Source organism: Mesorhizobium sp. M4B.F.Ca.ET.203.01.1.1, assembly GCF_004791025.1.
Classification (GTDB): domain Bacteria; phylum Pseudomonadota; class Alphaproteobacteria; order Rhizobiales; family Rhizobiaceae; genus Mesorhizobium; species Mesorhizobium abyssinicae.
Window position 1 is genome coordinate 184,910 of sequence record NZ_SRUO01000002.1, and the last position, 19,438, is coordinate 204,347.

20 protein-coding genes and 1 pseudogene are annotated in these 19,438 nt (G+C 60.3%); 4 read left to right on the forward strand and 17 right to left on the reverse strand.

The features are described from left to right. Positions 1 to 143 precede the first annotated feature (143 nt). The gene (locus EN846_RS04305; protein WP_127308701.1) at positions 144 to 953 is read left to right on the forward strand and encodes a universal stress protein; all 810 of its coding nucleotides are present in this window, start codon (positions 144 to 146) and stop codon (positions 951 to 953) included. Between the two features lie 100 nt (positions 954 to 1,053). Continuing rightward, a complete protein-coding gene (locus EN846_RS04310) occupies positions 1,054 to 1,323 on the forward strand; it encodes a DUF6455 family protein (RefSeq protein WP_127284839.1) in 270 nt (89 codons plus the stop codon). A gap of 753 nt (positions 1,324 to 2,076) precedes the next feature. Here EN846_RS04310 and EN846_RS04320 read toward each other — a convergent pair. The 11 genes from EN846_RS04320 to EN846_RS04370 all read right to left on the reverse strand — a co-directional run bounded on the left by EN846_RS04320 (position 2,077) and on the right by EN846_RS04370 (position 12,724). Then, positions 2,077 to 2,844: a CBS domain-containing protein gene (locus EN846_RS04320; RefSeq protein ID WP_320254843.1), complete on the reverse strand. Its 768-nt coding sequence runs from the start codon at positions 2,842 to 2,844 to the stop codon at positions 2,077 to 2,079. Next, positions 2,841 to 3,014 carry a cbb3-type cytochrome oxidase assembly protein CcoS gene (gene ccoS / locus EN846_RS04325; RefSeq protein WP_127284837.1) on the reverse strand — a complete coding sequence of 58 codons (174 nt, stop codon included), beginning with the start codon at positions 3,012 to 3,014 and terminating at the stop codon, positions 2,841 to 2,843. Before ccoS ends, EN846_RS04320 begins: the two co-directional genes overlap by 4 nt. Further along, on the reverse strand, positions 3,011 to 5,302 hold the full coding sequence (locus tag EN846_RS04330) for a cation-translocating P-type ATPase (RefSeq protein WP_127308702.1): 2,292 nt from the start codon (positions 5,300 to 5,302) through the stop codon (positions 3,011 to 3,013). The genes ccoS and EN846_RS04330 overlap by 4 nt, the downstream gene beginning before the upstream one ends. Continuing rightward, on the reverse strand, positions 5,299 to 5,796 hold the full coding sequence (locus EN846_RS04335) for a FixH family protein (RefSeq protein ID WP_127308703.1): 498 nt from the start codon (positions 5,794 to 5,796) through the stop codon (positions 5,299 to 5,301). The genes EN846_RS04330 and EN846_RS04335 overlap by 4 nt, the downstream gene beginning before the upstream one ends. Further along, entirely contained in the window at positions 5,793 to 7,352 is a 1,560-nt protein-coding gene (gene ccoG / locus EN846_RS04340; protein WP_127308704.1) for a cytochrome c oxidase accessory protein CcoG, read from the reverse strand. The genes EN846_RS04335 and ccoG overlap by 4 nt, the downstream gene beginning before the upstream one ends. Before the next feature lie 179 nt (positions 7,353 to 7,531). Beyond that, the gene (gene ccoP, locus EN846_RS04345) at positions 7,532 to 8,395 is read right to left on the reverse strand and encodes a cytochrome-c oxidase, cbb3-type subunit III (protein WP_127308705.1); all 864 of its coding nucleotides are present in this window, start codon (positions 8,393 to 8,395) and stop codon (positions 7,532 to 7,534) included. Positions 8,396 to 8,397: 2 nt separating this feature from the next. Continuing rightward, complete coding sequence (locus EN846_RS04350) at positions 8,398 to 8,547, reverse strand: cbb3-type cytochrome c oxidase subunit 3 (protein ID WP_127284833.1); 150 nt, start codon at positions 8,545 to 8,547, stop codon at positions 8,398 to 8,400. Between the two features lie 11 nt (positions 8,548 to 8,558). Next, a complete protein-coding gene (gene ccoO / locus EN846_RS04355) occupies positions 8,559 to 9,290 on the reverse strand; it encodes a cytochrome-c oxidase, cbb3-type subunit II (RefSeq protein ID WP_127284832.1) in 732 nt (243 codons plus the stop codon). A gap of 11 nt (positions 9,291 to 9,301) precedes the next feature. Beyond that, the gene (gene ccoN, locus EN846_RS04360; RefSeq protein WP_127284831.1) at positions 9,302 to 10,912 is read right to left on the reverse strand and encodes a cytochrome-c oxidase, cbb3-type subunit I; all 1,611 of its coding nucleotides are present in this window, start codon (positions 10,910 to 10,912) and stop codon (positions 9,302 to 9,304) included. 231 nt (positions 10,913 to 11,143) lie between these two features. Next, positions 11,144 to 11,848, reverse strand: a complete 705-nt coding sequence (locus EN846_RS04365; protein ID WP_127308706.1) for a Crp/Fnr family transcriptional regulator — start codon at positions 11,846 to 11,848, stop codon at positions 11,144 to 11,146. Positions 11,849 to 11,995: 147 nt separating this feature from the next. Next, a complete protein-coding gene (locus EN846_RS04370; RefSeq protein WP_127308707.1) occupies positions 11,996 to 12,724 on the reverse strand; it encodes a Crp/Fnr family transcriptional regulator in 729 nt (242 codons plus the stop codon). Between the two features lie 134 nt (positions 12,725 to 12,858). On the opposite strand from EN846_RS04370, the gene hemN reads away from it, so the two are divergent. After that, complete coding sequence (hemN, locus tag EN846_RS04375; protein WP_127308742.1) at positions 12,859 to 14,232, forward strand: oxygen-independent coproporphyrinogen III oxidase; 1,374 nt, start codon at positions 12,859 to 12,861, stop codon at positions 14,230 to 14,232. Between the two features lie 22 nt (positions 14,233 to 14,254). On the opposite strand, the gene EN846_RS04380 is transcribed toward hemN, so the two are convergent. The 6 genes from EN846_RS04380 to EN846_RS04405 all read right to left on the reverse strand — a co-directional run bounded on the left by EN846_RS04380 (position 14,255) and on the right by EN846_RS04405 (position 18,721). Continuing rightward, positions 14,255 to 14,686, reverse strand: a complete 432-nt coding sequence (locus EN846_RS04380) for a potassium channel family protein (protein ID WP_127284771.1) — start codon at positions 14,684 to 14,686, stop codon at positions 14,255 to 14,257. A 100-nt stretch (positions 14,687 to 14,786) separates the two neighbouring features. Then, positions 14,787 to 15,236 carry a group III truncated hemoglobin gene (locus EN846_RS04385; RefSeq protein ID WP_127390802.1) on the reverse strand — a complete coding sequence of 150 codons (450 nt, stop codon included), beginning with the start codon at positions 15,234 to 15,236 and terminating at the stop codon, positions 14,787 to 14,789. A gap of 24 nt (positions 15,237 to 15,260) precedes the next feature. After that, positions 15,261 to 16,133 (reverse strand): formylglycine-generating enzyme family protein, encoded by an 873-nt coding sequence (locus EN846_RS04390; protein WP_127390797.1) that lies wholly within the window; start codon positions 16,131 to 16,133, stop codon positions 15,261 to 15,263. 72 nt (positions 16,134 to 16,205) lie between these two features. Further along, positions 16,206 to 17,315, reverse strand: a complete 1,110-nt coding sequence (nirK, locus tag EN846_RS04395) for a copper-containing nitrite reductase (RefSeq protein WP_127308709.1) — start codon at positions 17,313 to 17,315, stop codon at positions 16,206 to 16,208. Positions 17,316 to 17,553: 238 nt separating this feature from the next. After that, positions 17,554 to 18,000 (reverse strand): pseudoazurin, encoded by a 447-nt coding sequence (locus tag EN846_RS04400; protein WP_127284774.1) that lies wholly within the window; start codon positions 17,998 to 18,000, stop codon positions 17,554 to 17,556. Positions 18,001 to 18,142: 142 nt separating this feature from the next. Next, positions 18,143 to 18,721 (reverse strand): NnrS family protein, encoded by a 579-nt coding sequence (locus EN846_RS04405; RefSeq protein ID WP_127390796.1) that lies wholly within the window; start codon positions 18,719 to 18,721, stop codon positions 18,143 to 18,145. On the opposite strand from EN846_RS04405, the pseudogene EN846_RS04410 reads away from it, so the two are divergent. Then, positions 18,720 to 19,416 (forward strand): annotated as a pseudogene (locus EN846_RS04410) (NnrS family protein); the annotation flags it as partial. The gene EN846_RS04405 and the pseudogene EN846_RS04410 sit on opposite strands and share 2 nt — an antisense overlap. Positions 19,417 to 19,438 lie beyond the last annotated feature (22 nt).

Sequence of the window (19,438 nt, forward strand, 5' to 3'; positions counted from 1 at the left end):
TCACTCCTGGCCGCTTGCGCCAAACCTATCGAGGCAAACGTCTCAGAACGAAAACGGCGGCGCTTTTGACTCGCATCAAGGCATCGGGCGCCGGCGAATGCAATCGTTCAGGCACCCGACGACTTCTGAAAAAGGTGCCTTGCATGGCCTATAAGTCAATCATTGCAAATCTTGCGATAGATGCACCGCCCGCGCCCTTGGTGAAACTGGGGGTCGAACTGGCCGAGCGCTTCGGAGCGCACCTTGTTGGCCTAGCGGCCGCCGATGTTCCGCCCCTCGTCGCCACCGGTAACGGTCTGGTCTACGAGGGCGAGGTCATGCAGATCCAGCGAACCGAGATCGAAAAACGGCTTGCCGAGCTTAGGGCCGAGTTCGAGAGGTTGGTACCGGCATCGGTGAGCAGTGAATGGGGGCAGGCGGTGTGCAGTCCCACACGGTTCCTCAGCGAGTCCTCCCGCGCGGCCGACCTTATAGTCACCGGCGGAGGTGGCGAAAATGTCTATCGCGCCGTCGATATCGGGAGCCTGGCGCTCGGCGCAGGCCGGCCCATCCTCATTGCCGCGAGCAATGCCGAACATGTCATGGCAAAGACCGTGTTGGTCGCCTGGAAGGACACCAGGGAGGCGCGACGGGCGATTGCCGATGCGTTGCCGTTCCTCGCCGGCGCCAACAGAGTGGTTATCGTCACTATGGATACCGACCGTCATGAAAGCATCCGCGACAGTCTCGCCGATATCGCCGCCTATCTCGAACATCACGGCATCATGGCACGGACTGAACTGATACCCGATGAGGCTGACGGTCACCGGTTGCTTGCATTCGCGCACTCGATCCAGGCCGACCTGATCGTCTCCGGCGCCTACGGCCACAGCCGCCTGCGGGAATGGGCCTTCGGCGGCGTCACTCGCTCGCTGATCGAGAGCAACGGCATCCATCGCTTCATGTCGTATTGACCGCCGGCCGGAATCATCCGAGCCGGAGTTGCCTGTTGACCAAGATCAAGGCGGCGGCCCCCAGCATTGACGATCATGGCTGAGAACAGGAGTGATCCCAATGACTTTTCTCGACTACCTGATTTCAGTAGACGCCAGGACCGCCTTGATGGGACGCATGATGCAGAAGCTCGGCGTCGACAGACAGTTGAAGGTCATCGCGGACCATGCCGCCGTTACCAACCGGGCGGTAGACCGCTGCCGCTCCTGCGGTCACCAGGATGAATGTTCGACCTGGCTTGACCAACACCTGCAAGCCGACGACCCACCAGATTACTGCCGCAACCGCGACCTCATTGCACGGCTGCAGCATGCGGCCGGCCAGCGATAGTTGCTTTCAGCAGCGGCCGACCGCATGTAGCGTCCCATCGCTTGCGCGTAGCGGAGAGGTCTGCGAATGCCGTTGGACTTCCGGGGTTTGACAAGTGCCACCGTGTCAAACCGAGTTTGCAGGTGATGGATTTGCCTCCACGGGACAGGCAGTTTTGAGCAGGCTGTTTTTCCTGGAAGCATTTCTGCTCTTCGTCGCGCCCGGGCCAACCAATGCTCTTCTGATGGCCGGCGCGGCCAAGCGGCAGAAGGCGATTGCACTCTTGGTCGCACAGGCCTGCGGATAGGGGATCGCAGCAGCCTGCTGGTTTGCGCTGCGCCTGCCGTCCGACGCGTTCAGGTACTCAAGCTGGGTGCAGCCGTATGGCTCGCAATACTTGGCGTGCGTCTGATAGGCATCGACCGGATCGACGCATCCGAAGACGGGGATGGCCTTTCTGTTCTGGTAACGACTGCCCTCAACCCGAAAGCCTTCATATATTGTCTGGCAACCGTGCCGGTAGACGCGAGGCCATATGACTTGGGCTTGTTCTGGATTGTGCTCTTGGTGACCACAGCCGCCTCCGGCTCGATGTGGCTCTTGCTCGGTAGGCGGCTCAGCGGAGGCGAAGAAATGGCAGACAGGATCGCGGGTGCGGCGCTTGTTGTATTTGCCTTGACGCTGCTGCGGCCTCTGTTGGCAATAGCCGCGACCTAGGTTCAACGCGGATATTAATTCGAATTTTGGGTCATGCAGAATTTCTGCCGTGCTGAACTAAGAGACAAGCACCACCGACAGCGGCCCCGCGCAGAAAAGGTTATCCGTCACCGCACTTACGCCGCCGACATTTTCAGCGGCGACAATGGCTGCCTGCCGTTCGCGTTCGTCGAAGATGGCACCGCTCAGTATCACTACCCCTTTGTCCACCGTCACGTCGATCATGTCCTTGCCGGCCAATTTCTGCTTCGCAAGCTCGGCAATAATCTTCTGACGGATCTGATCGTCGTCCGTGGCTGTAGGGGCCGATCCGGGCAAGGCATTCAGCAATGCCCGCAGAAGATCGGAGCGGGTGACAATGCCGACAACGTTGCCATCGTCGACGACGGGAATACGTTTGACGTGATGGCGCATCATGAGTTCGACGATCTCGGGCAGCGATACGCTGGGGGATACCGTAACGACATCCGTCGTCATTACCTCCTCGATACGCCGTCCGTTGGCTTGAACATATTCGTCGGCGGCTCTTCCGGGGCTCACGAGAAACTCCAGCCAACGCGAGCGCCTGCGTTGCGTGCCGAGCTCTCCGCGGCGCAGGAAGTCTCCTTCGCTGACAATGCCCACCAGCGCGCCGTCGCTGCCAATGACCGGAAGGCCGCTGATCTTCCTGGAGAGCATCAACCCTACCGCATCGGAGATCGACGCCGTAGGTCCTATCCCGATGACCGGTGCGGTCATAATGGCGTCGGCCTGCATGTCTGCCTCCCGTGATATCGATCGGTCATTGTCGAGATCTTGCGCGGCAGATGCCTTGATCTCAATCATTTCCGGCTTCGACGGATGTCATTTTGCTTGTCGTCGCGGTCGATGAGTATCCGCGCCGCGGCTCCATCAAGATCCTCGTACTGACCGCTTCTCAAGGCCCACAGGAAGCCAGTCAGTCCAAGCGCACCGAGGAACAGCGCTACCGGGATGAGGTAGATGAGCGTCGTCATGAGAGTTGAACCAGCATGCCGGGGCGCGCGCGCCGATCTTGCCAAGCGAATTCAGCCGATGAACTTCTCGCGGAACCTTGCAGCCGCAGGGCGTTTCCGATCACGATCAGCGACGAGGCGGACATCGCGACCGCCGCAAGCAGCGGCGTCACATGCCCCGATATGGCGATCGGCACCGCAAACGCGTTGTAGACGATCGCGATGGCGATGTTCTGGCGAATGAGCCGACCTGCCTTCCTCGAGACATCCAGGGCGAGAGGCACTGCCAAAAGGCTTTCGCGCAGGAAGACGAAGTCGGCGGCATTGCGACCGACGTCTGCCGCGGTCGCGGGGGCCATCGAGACATGTGCCGCACCAAGCGCCGGGGTATCGTTGAGCCCATCGCCCACCATCAGAACCTTGTGGCCCTGCCTCGACAGCGCCTCGATCCGCTCGACCTTGCCGGACGGAAGCAGCGCCGGAACGAAGCTGTCGATACCCAGCGCCTTGGCGACTTGGCCGCAGGCATTGGCGGTATCGCCGGACAGCATCTCGACGGCCACGCCGCCATTCTGCAACGCTCCGAGCGCGGCCTTGGCATCGGCGCGCGCAGCATCCTCGAACGCGAAGGCGGCGACGATCGCCCCGTTCTTCGAGAGCACCGTTCCGCCAAAGCCGCCAGATTTGCCTTCGCCGCCGGTTCGAGCCTTCCATCCAGCCCATCCGCGCCGGCCGAGGCGCCAGGTATTCCCCTCGGTGACGGCCTCGATGCCGTAGCCTGGGTGTTCGCTGACAGACTCGAGCCTGGGTTGACCGGAAAAACCCGCGAAAACGGCTATGGCCTTCGAGAACGGATGGCGCGAATGCGCGGCCATGTCGGCTGCGATCGCCAGCATGGTCGGGTCGATGGACGACGCGTTGACCAGCCTCGGCTGTCCGAGTGTGAGCGTCCCGGTCTTGTCGAACACCGCCGTGTCGATCGCGGCCAGCCGTTCCATGGCCGAACCGTCCTTGACCATGACGCCGGCCTCGAACAGGCGCCGCGCCGCGACCACCTGCACGATCGGTACGGCGAGGCCGAGCGCGCAAGGGCAAGTGATGATGAGAACGGCGATCGCGATCGTCATTGCCAAGTGCCAGTCGCCGGACGCGACCATCCAGCTCAGGAATGTCAGCAAGGCCGCGAGATGAACCACAGGTGCATAGAGGGCAGAGACCCGGTCGGCGATCCTGCGATACTGCGAGCGGCCACCCTCTGCGGCATCCATGAGTCGGACCATTTCGGCCAGGAAGGAATCCTTCGCCGCGGCCGTGGCCTGCATGGTCAGCGAACCAGTGAGATTGAGCGTGCCGGCCTGCACCTGCGCTCCCGAGCCCACGGTCCGGGGCGCGCTTTCCCCGGATACCAGCGAGCAGTCGAGATCAGAGATTCCGCTGAGGATATTGCCATCGACCGGAATCCGCTCGCCGGCCGCGATGAGCAGTTGCATGCCCGGTTCGATCTCGCCGACGGGCAGGTAGTCGCGTGTATCGTCACCCCGCAGCACCATGGCGCCGCGCGCTGCCAGTTGCGCCAGGCCGTTCACTGCGGTCCGTGCGCGCTCCCGCATCACGTGATCCAGCGTACGGCCGATCAGAAGGAAGAACAGCAAGGACACCGACGCATCGAAATAGGCGTGCTCGCCGTGCGTGATCGTCTCGTAGAGGCTCATGGCATAGGCGAGCGAGACACCGACCGCTATCGGGACATCCATGTTCATGCGACCGTGGCGCAGCGCATTCGAGGCCGAGCGGAAATAGATGCCGCCGGCGAAGGCGAGCGCGGGGATGGCGATCAGCGCCGAAACCCAGTGGAATAGGTCGCGGGTCGCGCCTTCTGCGCCGGACCAGACCGAGACCGAAAGCAGCATGATGTTGCCCGCCGCAAAGCCAGCGACCGCGACGGCGCGGATCAGTTCCGACAGCGTCTTGTCCTTCCCGTCAGGCTCCGGATCGAACAGGTGCGCTTCATAGCCCAGTCGTCCAAGCGTAGCGACGAATGCTGGAACCTCATCGCCACGCCAGCGGACCGAAACACGTTTTGTCGACAAGTTGACGCGAGCGCCTTCGACATGGCCCAGCTTGCCGATTGCCGTCTCGATCGTCTGGATGCAGGCAGCGCAATGAACCGTTGGCACCGAGAGGTCGGTCTGGTGCAGGTCATCGCCAAGCGAGCGGCTGGCTAGCCTGATTTCCTGGCTCGACGGCAGGGCGGATGTGGCCCCGTCGAGATCCAGCGCCATTTCGGCGCCTGGTGCACAACAGCTCATTGCAGCGCTCCATGGGAAATCATGATTCTGCGCACGTCGCGATAGGGCTCCGCCAGACCGGCGTCGGCATCGATTTCGACGATCCAGACGCCGTCCTTCGGTGTATGACGGACGCCGAATTCCTGGCCCGAGCCAGAAGCCAGAACGACAGTCTTGTCCTCTGCTTCATAGGCAGGATGACGGAACCGGACTTTCACGCCATGCAGTGGAACAGGCTTGCCGGCGGCGTCGCTCAAGCTGTAGCGCACGTTGCCCGACACGATCGTCAGTTCGCCAGTCCAGCCGAGCGCCGCCTGCGCGCGACCTTCCTCCGCCTTTCGGTTGAACTGCTGGCTCGCCACATAGGTGTTTTCGACGACAAGGCCAGTCCAGCTCTTGCTGGCGAGGGTCGCCATGGTCACGTTGACCCCAATGACCACGCCAAAGAAGCCGAGAATGGTGAAAAGCATGTGCCGGCCGGTGAATTCGCGGGATCTCTGCGAATGGGCACTCATCTGGCGTTCTCCGGTGCATTGAACGTGGCTGTGTATTCTGCGGACTCGTGGCCGGCCCTGTCGTCGATCCGGAACTTGAAGCTTTGCGTGATCCCAAGAATCTGTCCCGGGGGCTGGCGCACGAAAACCTTCAGCGTCTTCAACCGGTCAGGCTCGACCAGGGTGGCGAAAGAGCGAGCCGGAGTAAGATCGACGCCGACCGTGCTCATCTCGGCGCCCGGCAGACCTTGCAAGGTGAGGACGATGGTCCTTGGCTCAGGGATCATGTTGAGCAGCTTGACGGTGTAGCCGTTGCGGATCGAGCCGTCGGAAAGAGTGACGAATTGAGGGTTGCGGTCGTGCAGGACATTGATCTCCAGCCGCTCGCGGGTCAGCAGCGAGTAAACCAGTGCGGCTCCGACTGCCGACCAGGCGCCAAGATAGATAAAGGTGCGCGGACGGAAGATCTTGCGTATGTGGAAATGCGCCAACTTCTCGGAGAATGTGCCGCCGGCGGTTCGCACCAGCGAAGGGTCCACCGGGCGTTCACCGCCCCCAGTGGCCACAGCCATGTTGGCGTTGTAATCGGACAATGTCGCATAGGAGATCAATCCGCGCTCCCTGCCGAGCTTGTCCATAATGCTGTCGCAGGCATCGATGCAAAGCGCGCAGGTGATGCATTCAAGCTGCTGGCCGTCGCGAATGTCGATCCCCATCGGGCAGACTGCGACACAGGCGTTGCAGTCGACGCAATCGCCGATTGGCTGTCCAGCGGCTATGGCCTTCTTGGCATGGCGCGAGCGGGGCTCGCCGCGCCAGTCATTGTAGGTGACGGTGAGCGAATTCTCGTCCAGCATGGCGGCCTGAATACGCGGCCACGGGCACATATAGGTGCAGACCTGCTCACGCATCAGTCCGCCGAACGTGTAGGTGGTCGCCGTCAGCACAGCGATGGTTGCGTAAGCAACCGGTGCGGCAGCGCCAGTGAAGACTTCGCCAATCAGCGTCGGCGCATCAGCAAAGTAGAAGATCCAGGCGCCCCCCGTGGCTGCCGCTATGACTAGCCAGATCGCGTGTTTCGACGCACGCAACACAAGTTTGCGCGCGGTCCATGGGCCGGCATCGAGTTTCATGCGTGCGTTTCGATCGCCCTCGACCGCACGCTCGACGACGAGAAACAGGTCGACCCAGACAGTCTGCGGACAAGTGTAGCCGCACCAGGCCCGGCCGACCGTGGATGTGATCAGGAAAAGGCCGATGCCGGCCATCATCAGAAGGCCGGCGACATAGTAGAATTCCTGGGGCCATATCTCGATGAAGAAGAAATAGAAGCGGCGGTTGGCGAGATCGAGGAGCACGGCCTGGTCTGGGGCGAACGGCCCGCGATCCCATCTCAGCCATGGCGTCAGATAGTAGATGCCCAGCGTAATCGCCATCACCAGCCATTTGAAGCGGCGAAAACTGCCCGAGGCCCGTTTCGGGAAAATCTTCTTCCGGGCAGCATAGAGCGGCTGCCGGGTCTTGGCGGAATTGACCGCCTGGGCTTCCAGTCGTTCTACCTGTATCTGATCCAGCACGGTTGTCTCCACTCGCGCGCTGGCGATTGTCGTGCCCGCGCTGAGCCAAACAATGCCGCTCGGCCGGCCGAGCCGCGTTGATGCAGGTCAATCTTGGAATGTCGGAAATGAACCGAGGCCCGGCGCGGCCGGGCCTCGTCGCTTTGGCGGCTGAGGGAAGAGAACAGGCCCCCGCCTTCCTATTTTCCGCCGCCAAGCGAATGGACGTAGACCGCAAGTTCCTTGACCTTGGTCTCGCCGAGACGTCCGATCCAGGCTGGCATGACGCCATGTTTCGGCTCGCGGACCTGGGCCGCGATGGCCGTCTCGCCCGATCCGTAGAGCCAGATCGCATCGGTCAGGTCAGGTGCCCCGAACTCCCTGTTGCCCTTCGCATTAGCGCCATGGCAGGCGACGCAATTTTCCGCGAACACCTTGGCGCCGGGCTCGATCAGGCCTTTGTTCTGGACCGGACCGGAAAGGCCGGCGACATAGGCGCTGACCTGCTTGATCTGGTCGCCCGTGATGATGGCACCAAACGCAGGCATTTCCGATTGCCGCGTATCCGGATCCGAGGCGAAGCGGATGCCGTGCATGATCGTCTGCTCAACCTGGGTGGCCATGCCGCCCCATAGCCAGTCGTCGTCATTGAGGTTGGGAAAGCCTTTGGATCCTTGCGCACCCGAGCCATGGCACTGGACGCAATTGACCTTGAACGTGGCTCCGCCGGCCGCGACCGCGAATTCACGCAGCGCGTCGTCAGCAGCAATCTGGGAGACGGTCTTTTCCTGGATGGCAGCGACATATTTGCCTTTGGCGGCTTCTGCGGCCGCCAGCTCGTTCCTGACATCGTTGCGGCTGGAATAGCCGAGCACGCCCTTCGTCGCTGAAGATAGCATCGGCCATGCCGGATAGGCGATGGTGTAACCCACTGCCCAGATGATGGTGACGTAGAAAGTTATCACCCACCAGCGGGGAAGAGGATTGTTGAGTTCCTTGATGCCATCCCACTCATGGCCGGTCGTCGAAATACCCGAGACGTCGTCGATATGCTCTGAGCTCATGATCAATCGTCCTTGAGGGGAATACGGGCGGCTTCATCGGCCTGGGCGCGGCCACCCGGCCGGAGTGCGAAAGCAATGCATCCGACAAAGAAGACCGCCATGGCGAGCAGGCCCCAGCTGTCTGCGAATTCCCGCATCAGAGTGTAATCCATGTTCGCTCTCCTCAGCGGTAACCGGCGGCTTCGTCATAGTTTTTGAAATCGACCAGGGTGCCGAGCATCTGGAGGTAAGCGACCAGGGCATCCATTTCGGTGACCTGCTGCGGATTGCCATCAAAGTCGCCGATCTTGGCCTTCGGATAGCGTTTCTCGAGGCCAGACGTATCGGCGTTCGGGTCTGCCTGCGCGATCAGATCGGCGTTGGCGTTGGCGATCATGTCATCGGAATAGGGGACTCCCACACGCCTGTTCGCGATCAGATGCGTCGAGAAGTCCTTTATTTCGATCGGCGCGTCCTTCAGGAAGGCATAGCTCGGCATGATTGATTCCGGCACCACCGAACGTGGGTCCATAAGGTGCTGGACGTTCCAATCGTTCGAGTATCGGTCGCCGACCCGGGCAAGGTCAGGGCCAGTACGTTTCGAGCCCCACTGAAACGGATGATCGTACATCGACTCGGCGGCCAGGCTGTAGTGGCCGTAACGCTCGACCTCGTCGCGGAACGGCCTGATCATCTGGCTGTGGCAGAGATAGCAGCCCTCGCGCACATAGATGTTGCGGCCTGCAAGTTCGAGTGGCGAATAGGGCCGCATGCCTTCGACTTTCTCGATCGTGTTGTCGAGATAGAAGAGCGGCGCGATCTCGACGATGCCGCCGACAGTCACCACAAGCAGCGAGCCGACGAGAAGAAGCGTGGCGTTCTTCTCGATGATCGCGTGTTTGTCCATCAAGCCCATTGTCTGGCTCCTTATTCGGCAAGCTGGAGGGCGGGTTCGGAACCCGGCAATGGTTGCTCCTCGCGCTGATAGCCGAGGATGGTCATGGTGATATTCCAGGCCATGAGCAGCGCGCCGGAGAGATACAGCGCGCCGCCCGCCGCGCGCATCACATAGTATGGATGCATGGCGGCGACGGTTTCGGCGAAGGAGTAGACCAGGAAGCCCTGCTCGTCGTACTCACGCCACATCAGGCCTTGCATGATGCCGGAGACCCACATGACCGCGGCGTAGACGACGATCCCGAGGGTCGCCAGCCAGAAGTGCCAGGTGACCAGCCGCAGCGAATAGAGCCGTTGCCGGTTCCATAGCTTCGGCACCATGTAATAGATCGCGCCGAACGAGATCATGCCCACCCAGCCGAGCGCACCCGAATGGACGTGCCCGATGGTCCAGTCCGTATAGTGCGACAGCGAGTTGACGGTCTTGATCGACATCATCGGACCCTCGAAGGTCGACATGCCGTAGAAGGCGATAGCCATCACCATCATGCGGATGATCGGGTCTGTACGGATCTTGTCCCAGGCACCGGAGAGCGTCATCAGGCCGTTGATCATGCCGCCCCATGAAGGCATCCAGAGCATGATCGAAAACACCATGCCGAGCGTCTGTGCCCAGTCGGGGAGGGCGGTGTAGTGCAGATGATGCGGCCCGGCCCAGATGTAGAGGAAGATGATCGCCCAGAAGTGGATGATCGAGAGCCGGTAGGAATAGACCGGCCGGTTGGCCTGCTTGGGCACGAAATAGTACATCATGCCAAGGAAGCCGGCGGTCAGGAAGAAACCGACGGCGTTGTGGCCGTACCACCACTGCGTCAAGGCATCCTGCACGCCCGAGAAGGCCGAGTAACTCTTCGAACCCAGGAAGGAGGCCGGCATCGACAGGTTGTTGACCACGTGCAGCATTGCGATGGTCACGATGAAGGATAGGTAGAACCAGTTGGCGACGTAAATATGCGGTTCCTTGCGCTTCATGATCGTGCCGAGGAACAGGAGGAGATAGGCGACCCAGACGATGGTCAGCCAGATGTCCACGTACCATTCGGGCTCAGCGTATTCGCGGCTTTCGGTGATGCCGAGGAGGTAGCCGGTGGCGGCCATGACAATGAAAAGCTGATAGCCCCAGAACACGAACCAGGCGAGATCGCCGCCGAAGAGCCGTGCGCGGCACGTACGCTGCACGACATACAAGGACGTGCAAAGCAGCGCGTTACCGCCGAAAGCAAAGACAACGCCGGATGTGTGCAGCGGCCGCAGACGGCCGAAATTGAACCAGGGCTGGATATTGAGATCCGGATAGGCAAGCTGCAGCGCAATGACCACGCCGACCAGCATGCCGACAACACCCCAGAACATGGTGGCGATGGCGCCGTAGCGGACCGGGCCATCCATGTAAGCCTCTGGGTCAATCGGGGCCGCCGGCTTGAACTCCGTCTTGCGCAACAGGATCGCAGTGAAGCCGGCCACGGCGAAGAACAACACCCACATGTGCTGGCGGAAAGGCTCATCCGCGCCGAAGCCTGCCGCGACGAGGGCCGCAAAGGCAAACAGGCTTAGAAGGACGATCTCCGTGCCAAATCTCATCGCGAAGTCCCCGATCTCGAATTTCCGGCGGATCGTGACCGCCATCGGCACGAATTCGGGATTTTCCCTTTTCTGGCCTTGATCCAGGTCAAAGGGCGGCTTCTTTTTTGTTTGGGGAGCGACAGTTCTGCAGAACGATGCAATGGGGCAGCCTGCAGGCGAACTGTTGGATTCAGATAGGGCGGCCGAAGCGGATATTATTACTTTCCCGGAGAAGGGACGATTGGCAGTTCAATCGCCGCAGCGTTCCTCAAGCCGAGCAACGCTTTCCAGGCTGATATGCCGCCTATTTGCAATCCTAATCACACCATCTGTTCGCAGCTTGGACAATTCGCGACTGGCAGTCCCGATCGTCAGTCCAAGAAAGTCAGCTATATCCGCGCGTTTGACTGGCAAGTCGAAGCTCATCGAGTTCGCCGAGTGGTTGCCAGGACCTATGTTCCTCAGAAGGAAGCTTGCGACCTTTTCCGAAGCAGTCTTGCGCCCCAACGCCGCCATCCAATAGCGTGCTTCGTCAAGCTGCTTCAGCGCGTGCTTTAGCAGCACACGCCTAAGCGCTGGCGTTTCCTCCATCATGCGCTCGATGATCGTCTTTGAAAACGAGCATAGCGTCACCTTCGTGAGGGCTCGCGCCGTGATGGGCCATTGTGCCTTGAAAGGCCTGCCCAGAAAATCGGGCGCGAAATGGAAGCCGACAATCTGCTGACGTCCATCCGAGAGGTTTCTCGTAAGTTTGATTACGCCGGACAGTACATTCGAGTAGGCTCCGTCGTCGGCCAATTCTGTCCCCCCCGGGATTTCATGCCTTGATGAAGCCTTGGCCAGGTTGACTAGTTGCCCAGTCTCAAGTGCGCCGCATAATCCACCTTGTCGCGCTTCGCAGGACTCACAGATCGTGGGAATGTCAGCTTGTTGAGCACCCTGTTTGATGGCCATTGTGACGCCTATGATCAATAGGACGCCTATTTGCTCCGACTGTGGCCTGCACCGCCTTGATCGAGATCAAGGCTTTGTCGGTGCTTGTTCCTAGGCCGGTGGCACCAGCGCTGCAAAGAAGAACAGTATGGGCTCTGTCGCCAATCATCAGCCGCCGCAGCGTTGTTCCAGCCGGCTCAGGCTGTCTACGATTATGTGTCGATGGTTCTCGATGCGGATTACCCCATCGGCTCGCAGCCTGGTCAACTGGCGACTTACCGTCTCGATCGTCAGCCCAAGGAAGTCAGCAATATCGGAGCGTGATAGGGGCAGATCGTAACTTGTCGGCCCAGCCGCGACATCAACGGCCGGATCGATATTCCTGGTGATCATCAGAAGAAAGCTCGCGACCTTCTCCGAGGCTGTCTTGCGCCCCAGCGCCACCATCCAGCTGCGCGCATCGTCAAGCTCGTTCAGCTTCTGCTCAAGCAGGCGATGCTCCAGCTCCTGCGAGTCTTTCATCATCCGCTCGATGACGGTCTTTGGAAATGAGCACAGCGACACCTCTGTCGCAGCTTCGGCATTGATAGCACTTTCCGCCTTGAACGGACGCCCCAAGAAATCCGGCGCGAACTGGAGTCCGACAATTTGCTGCCTTCCGTCCGGAAGGCTTTTTGTCAACTTAACCACCCCGGAAAGCACGTTTGAATAGCGTTCAACAGCTTCGGCATCGCCAACCAACTCACCGCCCGGGGGAACGGCACGCCTCGACGAGGTCTTGGCCAACTTGATCAATTGATCGGGCTCGAGCGCGCCGCACACCCCCCGGTGGCGCGCTTCGCAGGATCGGCAAAGAACGGGGATGCCGGCACTGTGGACATCCTGTCTGATCGTCATTGCATCGCTCGAGCCCAGAGAGAGAAATAGAATACCATACCGCATCTCGTTGCTGTTGCGTCAGTTTGTCCGTGGCGCCAAATGCCTTGATTGAAATCAAGGCTCGCCACACTTGCGCGGGCTACCTTGGCCCCATGCCAGCGAAAGCAATCAAAGACGCACGCCCCGTTTTGACGACCAATCCGGCAGAGAACGTGCCTCGTTACACGAGTTACCCAACGGCGCCGCACTTTTATCCGGGCGTTGACGCGGTAGTGGTTCGTGGATGGATGGACGCGCTCGAAGGCGATGACGAGATATCATTATATCTGCATATTCCGTATTGCGACCGGCTTTGCTGGTTCTGCGCCTGCCATACCAAGCAGACACGTCACTATGCTCCTGTGGCCACTTTTCTGCACTCCCTACATAGGGAGATCGAAACTGTCGGCAGGTTTGTGAGCGGTCGGGGCAAGGTCCGCGCCGTCCATTTCGGGGGCGGCTCCCCGACGATGCTGAAGCCCGACGACATCCTGGCGCTCGGTAGAGCGTTGCGGGACCGGTTCGACTTTCTCGATGATGCCAGTCTTAGCGTCGAGATCGACCCAAACGATATGGACGAAGGGCGGCTGGATGCCTTCGCTGCGATCGGCATGACGAGAGCGAGCCTTGGCGTCCAGGACTTCGATCCCAAAGTGCAGAGGGCTATCAATCGCGAGCAGAGTTTTGCCCTCACGAGAAGCATTGTCGATGCGGTCCGCGCGCGGGGCGTTGCATCCGTCAATCTGGACCTGCTCTATGGGCTGCCGCATCAGACTTGCGAGAGTGTTGCAACGACCGTCGCCCAGGCGCTGACGCTGGCGCCAGACAGGCTGGCTCTATTCGGCTACGCGCATGTGCCATGGTTCAAGAAGCACCAGACGATGATCGATGAAGCCTGGCTGCCCGATTCCGCCGCACGTCTGGCGCAGTCGCAGCTTACTGCACGACTGATTGTCGAGGCCGGATACGAGGCCTTGGGATTGGATCATTTCGCAAAACCGGAGGACACGCTGGCCATCGCCGCCCGCGCCGGCAAGATCCGTCGCAATTTTCAGGGCTATACCGAAGACCAATGCGAAACGCTTATCGGTCTTGGCCCCTCCTCGATCAGCCGATACCGGCAAGGCTACGCCCAGAACATCGTTGCGACCGGCGAGTACGAAAAGGCCGTCAATTCCGGACAGGTGGCGACAGCGCGAGGGATTGAATTCAGTGTCGATGATCAGGCGAGAGGCTGGGTCATCGAACGCCTGATGTGCCAATTCGCTTTCTCGGCGACAGACCTTGTCGAACGTTTTGGAAACGTCGGCCAACGGCTACTTTGTGAAGCGAGTCGACTGGCCATTGCCAGCGCAGGACAGGTTCTCCGGCTCGAAGGCGAGAATTTCGTCGTACCGGAGGAAAGCCGTCCGCTTGTCCGGACCGTGGCGGCGAAATTTGACAAATACCTGAAGAATGGAATCGGCCGGCATTCGGCGGCGGTGTGAACCGACCGCTCCAAGCCACAAGTCAAAAGTGCTCGCCAATCCTGAATGGACCGACGCGCGTGCCGGCGGCAATCAGATAAGCAGTCGACCAGCCGATCAGCAGAAACCCGTTGACGCCTTCCAGCGCCGCCAGGATTCGCCAGCCATGGGCGGGCACCACGTCCCCATAGCCGACGGTCGAAAAAGTGATGGTCGAAAAATAAAGCGCCGTCTCGAAGTCGCTCAAGATTCCGAGCAGCCGGTAGATACCAGCCCATAACCAGACTTCTGCCGTCATGACGACAAAAAGCCCCATCACCACGCTGATCATGGCGACGATCCGGCTGCGGCGGCCGTGCATGCGGAAGAGCGCCACAAGATGTGTCATCACGTGAGTGATCGCGATAAGACCGAAAGTGTGGATCAGGACCGTCAGGCTTATGACGATCGTGCCGACGCAAAGATTAAGGATCATGCGAGGAACCTACTGGCCCCGATCGCTTGGAGTCCTTGCGCAAAATCAAGCCCCGCACCGGTCTGGCAGAATCACAGCGCCCGGCGCTTGCCAAGCCGACCTATTCGCTACCACCGGCCGCCGCTGGAGCAAGGCGAAAGAACATCGCAAGCTTCAGACTTGTCGCTATCCGTTCCGCTCGGTCGACAAACACCGCCGCCGTTTCAGGTGCGAAGAGTTCAGCGGCCGTCTCGCCGAACAAATCCTGCCAGATACCGAAATCGGCTTCGGTGACGTCCTGGAGTTTGAGGTGCGCCGGCACCGGGCGGCCGTGATAGTCACCGCTCTTGAGGATGACCGAACACCAGAAGGCGGTCATCTTCTCCAGGTGCGGATCCCAAGCGCCGGTGATCTCGCGCGCGAAGATCGGCCCGAGCCGCTCGTCGCTCCTGACCTTGGCATAGAATTGGCGTACAAGTCTTCCTATTGACGCCCGATCGATGCCGGCGTGGTCCAAAGGTTGTTCTGCGACGGGGCGCACCCTGTCAGTCAATACTGGTTTCACTGTCATCATGCACTTTCGTTTACGGTGCTGTCAGGACAATTCTAGGTGCCGAAGGGCGGCCTGCACGGCACCGGACCGGTCGCGGACAAGCCGGAAACCCAGATTGTCAGGCGGCGTGCCGACCGCGCAACCGCCACTTTTGCCATCGCGGATGAAGTTCGACATGTAAGTGCGATGGAATCCCTCGACAACGTGCACTCCGCAATTGTCGATCGAGCTCGCAATCCCTAAGCCGTCGCTGGCGATAGTTGCGTGGACGTAGCACGTCGAGGTCCATTCCCAGATATTGCCAGCAACGTCCGCCAATCCCTTTGAGTTGGTGCCGAAAGCTCCCTGTACCCTTGGTTCAGGGTAGGGCTTCCGTCCAAGCGAACTCTCGGTGCGGTATTGGGCAAGCCAGCGACGGGCCGGGTTATTGGGGTCGTTTTCTTTACTCTCGATATCGCTCCGGAATCGTTCACCGGCGGCATAGGCCCACTCGGCATCCGTCGGCAGCCGCCATGCATCTCCAGTGCGGTTTGAAATCCAGGTCGCATAGGCTTCCGCATCAATATGGCTTACACCGGTGACTGCAACGTTGCCAATCTTGCGCGGGTCGGCTGGCTTGCAGGCGCCGTCCGCTACGCAGCGTGCATATTCGACGACGCTTACCTGATATTTCATGATCTCCAGTGGCGCGTCGATCCATACTTGCACGATGGGCGCCGCGACGGGGTGGTTCTCCTTGAGGAATTCCCCCGGCTCAGCGTGATCGAACACGCCTGGTCTGAGAATCACCATTTCGCTGACGGTTGCCGGTTGAGGGAACTCCATAGATCTGGTGTCGAGCGTATGGGTTATGCCCACGCCGATCAAGGCAGCAGCTGCAATCGTTCCGAAGGCAAAGACTGGGTCGAGGGACATCGCATCAAGTCCGGCTGTGGGTGCAACCCCTTGGCTCCGCCGTGGGATTGCACCGAGGTTCCGATCTCCCGACTACGAAGCGATGACCCTAGGCGCCTCGATCTGCATCATCAGATCGTCGTCCCAGCTGCCGTCGACCGTGAAGTGCGCGGTCGCGCCAAGCTCCACCGCCTCAATGAGATTGTGGTTCACATAGGCATAGACGCCCGGCTGCAGGAACGTGTAGAGCGCCGCCCCAGCGGACCCGCCACGGATGAACCAGGTTTCCATGTCCTTGGCCGGCGGGTTTGCAAACTTGCCCCCTTCCCAGACGAAGTCGCCATGGCCGCCGATAAGGTGCGGGCGGGTGTCGCGATTGGCCTGCGAGTGCACGATCAGGACAGTCTCGCCGACTTTGGCCTTCATGGCGTTGTCGCCGGTCAGCGATCCTGCCTTGCCGTTGAACACGACATGGGTCGGGATCAACCCGCGCATCACCTTCACGGTGTCGTCATAGTTGTCGCCGGCCGACTCGTACTTCTTGAATTTTCCCTGCTCGTCGCGGGGGATGTAGAAGTCGTTCTCGCCGATATAGTAGATGCGGTCATAGCGGACGGTCTTGCCCTTGTCGTCCTTCAGGCCGTCACGCGGCAGCACCATCACGGCTCCGCTCATCCCCGACACGACATGCCACGGGATCATCGCGCCGCCCGGCGCGCAGTGATAGACGAAGGTTCCCGTTCGCGTTGCCTTGAAGCGCAGCGTGACCTGCTCGCCGGGGTTGATCAGCGTCAGCGCACCGCCGCCTAGCGCGCCGGTCGCCGCATGGAAGTCGATGTTGTGGGCGAGACTGTTGGTGTCCGGGTTGATCAGTGTGAGCTCGAGATAGTCACCCTCATGCACGACCATGAGCGGGCCAGGGATGGAACCATTGTAGGTCATGGCGTTGAGCTGCGTGCCATCGGCATCGATGACCATCGGCTTCTCTTCGACATTCATGGTGAATTCGACGACCTTGGGGCCCCCCTTGGCCACCTGGTCGTGAGCATGCACGAAGGGCGGCGCGACGAGGATCACTTTCTCGCGCGGCAACCCGGCTACATCCTTCGGCTTGGCGGCTGCCATGGCCGGCGTTGCGCCAACGGCGGCAACGGCGGCTGCGGTGAGAACAGAACCCAATAGAGCTTCACGTCTCGTAAGCATCGTCATCTCCTTCGATTGCAACGGTTGAATGCCGTGAGGATAATTGATTTGCAGGCCGCGTCTTTGCGTTTACGCAAATCTCAAAAGAGAAGCCGGGTTGCTCTTGGAAACAGAGCGAGATCACGCGCTCCCAGGAAAATCACGGATGTGACGGAAATGGCCGGACAGACCCCTCCCTGGTCTGCCCGGCCAGTGCCTCCAGCCCGCCATTGCCGGAGGCAGTCCAAGAGATGTCAAATCAGTTCGAAGCAGCCTTGGTCGCTTCGGCGAAGAGTTCGGCAAAGACGGGCTTTGCCTTGCCAACCTGCTTGACGGCTTGCGCCGCATCGAGGTTGACCGGCTTGCCGACGACGATCAGTGCAACCATGCCCATGCCGTAGTGCGGGGCACACTTGACGCCATAGACGCCCTCCTTGGTAAGCGTCACGGTTACTTCTTCGCTTGGCTTGCTCTTGAAAGGCTCGGCGCCGTCCGGGATCATGTCCTTGATGCTCTCGGCGTTGTGGGATTTGTCGGTCGGCACGAACTTGACCGTGTCGCCGGGCGCCGCGCGGACAAAGGCAGGCTGGAAGACCATGGAGCCTTTCTCTCCTTTGTTCAGCATCTGTACGACGTGTTCCGCGGCATTGACCGGGGCAACGACAGACAGCAGGGCGATCGCTGCGGCAATCAGAGGCAGTTTCATTTGGAAGTCCTTTCTTGAAGTTCATCACGGCATCGACCGTCGTTGATGCTTGTAAGCTGCCGCGCGGCCTGCGATTTGAGCTGGCGCAAATTGGATGATGAAAAATGACTGGCGGAATCGAGCGCCAGCCGGTCGGCTTTTTTCAGCGAGCGTCCTTGCCACGCGCATGCAGACGCGGCTGCATTAGAATGCCGCCAAACTGGACTGCATAGCCGACGAAGGCGGCCACCCAGAGCACAGCTGAGACATGAAGGAAGATTGAGTAGGAAGGCGCCATGGAAGCCGCCACGCGCAAGATGGCAGCTATGACGATGGCACCGAAAACCGCGCATGTCGCGCTATTTGCTCTCAATTCTCGGCCAGTGTGGCCGAAGGTGGCGCGCGTCATGACGGCAAGCGTCATACAGGCGATCGCGCCCACCGCCAAGGCGTGAATTCCCGCCGCCATTGGGATGGTCTCCGGGGCGAAGGCGGACAGCCCGGCAAGCAGAAGTCCAACCGGTACAAAGACGAATGCGATGTGCAGGATCACAAGCAGGGGGTCGGACAGCGTCCGGGTGCCCGCCCAGCGGGCGAGTCGGACAGCATTGAAGATTGCGCCTGCGATCAGCAGAACGCCGGTACCCTTTGCTTTGGCATTGTTTGCGCTGGGGCAAATTGCACCCGTCAGACATAGGATAGAAGAACAATGAGGGCATCCCTGCCCGGCGAGGCATATCATGGCAATTCCGCGGACACAGCCAAGCGCTTATCCTGCAATTCTTTCCTATGGCTTCCGGCCCTTCTTTCTACTCGGCTCGCTGCAGGCCGGCCTCGCCATTCTTATGTGGTTGCCTCTCTACTACGGCAAGCTTGCAACGCTTAAGCCTGTTTGTGCCTGTGGATTGGCATATCCACGAACTGCTCTTTGGCTATCTGACGGCAGTCATTACCGGGTTCCTGCTTACCGCAATCCCGAACTGGACGGGACGACTGCCGGTTCAGGATTTCCGCTTGGCCCTGCTGGTATCGATCTGGATCGCGGGCCGGGTCGCCGTGTTCTTCTCGCAGGAAACCGGCTGGCTCCTGAGCGCAGTAATAGATTGCTCATTTCTTGTTGCCGTAGTGGTTGCAGCAGCGGCGGAAATCATCGCCGGTCGAAACTGGCGGAACCTCAAGGTGCTGTTGCCGGTCGCGACCCTTCTGGTGGCAAATGTCCTGTTTCATGTCGAAGCCCATTTCGTCGGGATATCCGATACGAGCCGCCGCCTCGGCCTGGGAGCGGTCGTCATTCTCGTCATGGTTATCGGCGGCCGCATCATACCGAGCTTCACCCGCAATTGGCTGGTTCGCGAAAAGCCGGGACGGCTCCCGACACCCTTTGGCAGATACGATGTTGGGACGATCGCGCTTTCCGCGGCGGGGCTTGCGGCGTGGACCGTCTATCCTAAGGATCGCA